At 43.7% G+C, this 3,551-nt stretch carries 2 protein-coding genes; both read right to left on the reverse strand.

Going from position 1 to position 3,551, the window contains the following annotated elements:
* Positions 1–39: 39 nt before the first annotated feature.
* Complete coding sequence (locus tag IH879_21580; GenBank protein ID MCH7677519.1) at positions 40–2,784, reverse strand: protein kinase; 2,745 nt, start codon at positions 2,782–2,784, stop codon at positions 40–42.
* Positions 2,785–3,021: 237 nt separating this feature from the next.
* The coding region (locus IH879_21585) for a beta-ketoacyl-[acyl-carrier-protein] synthase II (protein ID MCH7677520.1) at positions 3,022–3,551 on the reverse strand (530 nt) is incomplete at its 5' end.

Consider the following 3,551-nt stretch of genomic DNA (forward strand, 5'->3'; position numbering starts at 1 on the left):
TTTCTGCGCGGCCCATGTGATCACCTCCTTTCAATCAATTTATTGGGTTCTAATCCTTAAAGTCGATATTTTCTTTCTTGCAACTGCAATTTTTGCAATCCCTTCGTCCGCTTCAGACCAGATTTCCAGAACCTTCTTGTATGCTTGCTTAGCTTTCAGTTGCTCTCCTGCCTTTTCGTAAGTGCTGGCAATCCCAAAAGCAGCTTGAGCATTATTTGGATTGAATGCTAAGGCTGCATCGTACTGTTGCATCGCCTCTGATAATTTTCCTGCCTGATCATAAGCTTTGGCCAGGGCGGTCAGATAAAAGGATCTGTCTTGCGGTTTTAGATCTAAAGCTTGCCTAAACGATGCGATAGCTCTGTTAAAATTACGTTCCTGCAAAGCAATTTCCCCCTGTAGGTGATAGAGAAACCACCTGCCATCAAGTCCGCCTAATTTATGTACGGCGGATTCTAATGCGGCCATTTCGTCCTGGAGGGCACTTTTATTTTCTAACTGCAGCAGGATTCTTGCCCGCATCCAATGGACCATAAGATTAGCTGAATCCATTGCTAACCCCTGGTCGGCGAGCTCAAGTGCTTTCACAAATTCACCTTTAAGGAAATAAACCCTTGCTTTATATGCCTGACCAATTGACTTAAATTTTGGGCTATATGCGAACCGCATATGTTCGTTCAAAACCTCAAGAGCGCGGGAGTATTGTCCCAGTGCGATATATGCTTGAGCTAGAAAAGGGCGAGCATCCGGGAAATCGGGCTGAAGCGCCAAGACGCGTTCATAGTTGGATATAGCGGCTTGATATTGACCCACCAACACCTGAATTTTCGCCTTAGAATCTAGTGGATTAACATCGGTTGGGTTCAAGCTAATATTCTTTTCAATATTCTCAAAAGCTTTCCGCTGATTGCCATTATATAGGTAGGCAAAAGCAAGATCATTATAAACCCGGGTATAAGTTGAGTCAAGCTGTAAAGCCTTCTCCATCTCAGCGATACCGGCCTCGAACCGCCTGAATTTTTTCCATTGAACCCAACCATAACTAAAATGATAACTTGCCTCAAATGGTTTGATATGAAGTAGTTGTTCCAAGTAGGTCGCATAATTTTTCCAGCGGCCATCGTAATTCGCCATATCGAGAAGATACTCCAGTCTCATCTCTTCCGAAAGGTCAGAGATATATGGTTTGCCTTTAGCCAGTACTTTTTTAGCCTCAGCGTCATTTCCGGTTTCATCCAGGGAATAAGCCAGCAAGCGATAGGCAGAGACATATGTTGAATCATAAGAAATGGCCTTTTGCAACTTATCGATGCTTTCCGGAAATCGGCGGTCATATGCGGCATCTTTGCCCTCGAGGTAAAATCGAAACGCCTCAAGGGATTGTGTAGGCTCTGCCGGTATATTGTTTGCATTTGTCTCAATTTTTAACAGCGTTACCAGTTGCGAGGATAAATTTGCCGCCAGTTCATTGAGTTTTTGCGGCTCACCTTCCAGTGGCTTCGTTTCGCGGAGCAAATCTCCATTGTCTGTTTGCAGTACCGTGGCTCTCGTACTTATTTTGTTTCCCATTTTGATTAGACTACCGGAGACGATGCTTTTTATTTTTGCCGCGCGGGCAATTTTCTTCAAGTCATCTTTGCTGAGATTTGTCAGATTTTCGATTCCCATATTTCGCATAATTTGTGCGCCCTGGCGGGAACCCGACACTTGCAAAGAATTGTATTGAGCCAAGTTTGTATTGATAAGCTCCGTAATAGCACCGCCTAACCAACTCCAGTTTTGTTCACTCCCTTCAAAGATAAAAGGCAAAACCAGAACTGAATTAACCGTCCCGGACGTTTTTGGGCTTGATCTGAAAACCGTAAATAGGGAAAAAATTAAGCCGAGCATTAGGATGCTTCCGGCCAAAACCCAGGTTCGTTTTCTTGGAGTAGTTAATGCAATTTTTGGGCGTAAAGATGTTTTTACCGAATCACCATCTTGAATTGCCGTAAAATCTCTTTCAATCTCAGTCGCGGATTGGTACCGTTCCGGCTCTTCCTTGGATAGAGCTTTTAGAACCACATCTTCCAATGCATCCGGGATTTCCGGCCTATAGTTCCTGATTGGCGGTGGCTCCTCATGCATGATTGAATAACTCACTGCAGCCCCGTATTCACCGCTGAAAGGTCTTTCTCCCGTGGTCATTTCATAAAGCATGATCCCAAACGAAAAAATGTCTGTAAGATGATCCAATGGTTTGCCCTGAATCTGCTCAGGAGACATATAAGCAGCGGTTCCGAGAATAGTATCCTGCCGGGTTAACTCCGTCAGGTTTATCGCCTTTGACAATCCAAAATCGAGGATCTTGACCTGGCCGCTTTTGGTAACCATAATATTGGCAGGTTTGATGTCCCGGTGAACGACGCCGGCTTTATGTGCTTCTGCCAATCCCTGGGCAATTTGAATTGCAAGTGAATAAACATCGGCTAAAGGCAAGGGACCCTGGGATATGAGATCTTGCAAGGTTTCGCCTTCGTAAAACCCCATGCAAATAAAAATAGAATCCTCGAATTCATCGATCTCATGTACAACCGCGATATTCGGGTGATCTAAAGATGAGACAGTTTTTGCTTCATGGATGAATCTTTGGCGGGATTCTTTGTTGGTAAGGAGCTCTTTATTGAGAAATTTTATAGCAACGAACCGATCCAGTTTTAAATCTTTGGCTTTATAAACCGACCCCATGCCGCCGCTACCGAGCTTCTCCAGGATTTCGTAATGTGAAATTTTTTGACCAATCATTTTAGACCTGGTTTGGCCTCCCTTGCTTAAGTAAGGTTAATTTCCGAAATCGCTTCTTATTGAGTAATACAGCCGAATTGGTTCGTTGTTTTTTATTAGGATGGTTTCACGATTGAGCTAAAAATAATACTAATAAAACCAGTCGAAGTCAAGGAAAATTTTGAAATTAAGCCTGATTTGACAAATGTGATTTGAATGAAACCCTCCAAAAATTCGGAACCTTCGGAAGGGTATGGTCTAACCCCGAAACCTTTTTAAAACCACACTCGCATTTGTCCCGCCAAATCCAAATGAGTTTGACAACGTAATATCTATTTTGGCTTTGCGAGGCTCATTTGGAACATAATCCAGATCGCATTCCGGGTCAGGCGTTTCATAATTGATTGTAGGTGGCAGGATTTGATCCTCTATTGCTTTGATACAGTAGATCGCTTCGATAGCACCCGCAGCTCCCAAAAGGTGCCCGGTCATCGATTTTGTTGAACTCATTGGCAGATTATAAGCGTGCTCACCAAAAATATCCTTGACTGCCTTCGTTTCTGTTACGTCGTTTAGTGGGGTAGAGGTGCCGTGCGCATTGATGTAGTCCACATCTTCCGGTTGAATGCCTGAATTTTTGAGAGCATTTTTCATGCATAATTTGGGACCTAACCCCTGCGGGTCCGGCGCTGTAATATGAAATGCATCCGTGCTCATGCCAAAACCAATCACTTCCGCATAAATAGCGGCCCCGCGACTTTTTGCAAAATCAAGGTCTTCTAAAATCA

The organism is candidate division KSB1 bacterium (assembly GCA_022562085.1).
Lineage (GTDB): Bacteria > Zhuqueibacterota > Zhuqueibacteria > Oceanimicrobiales > Oceanimicrobiaceae > Oceanimicrobium.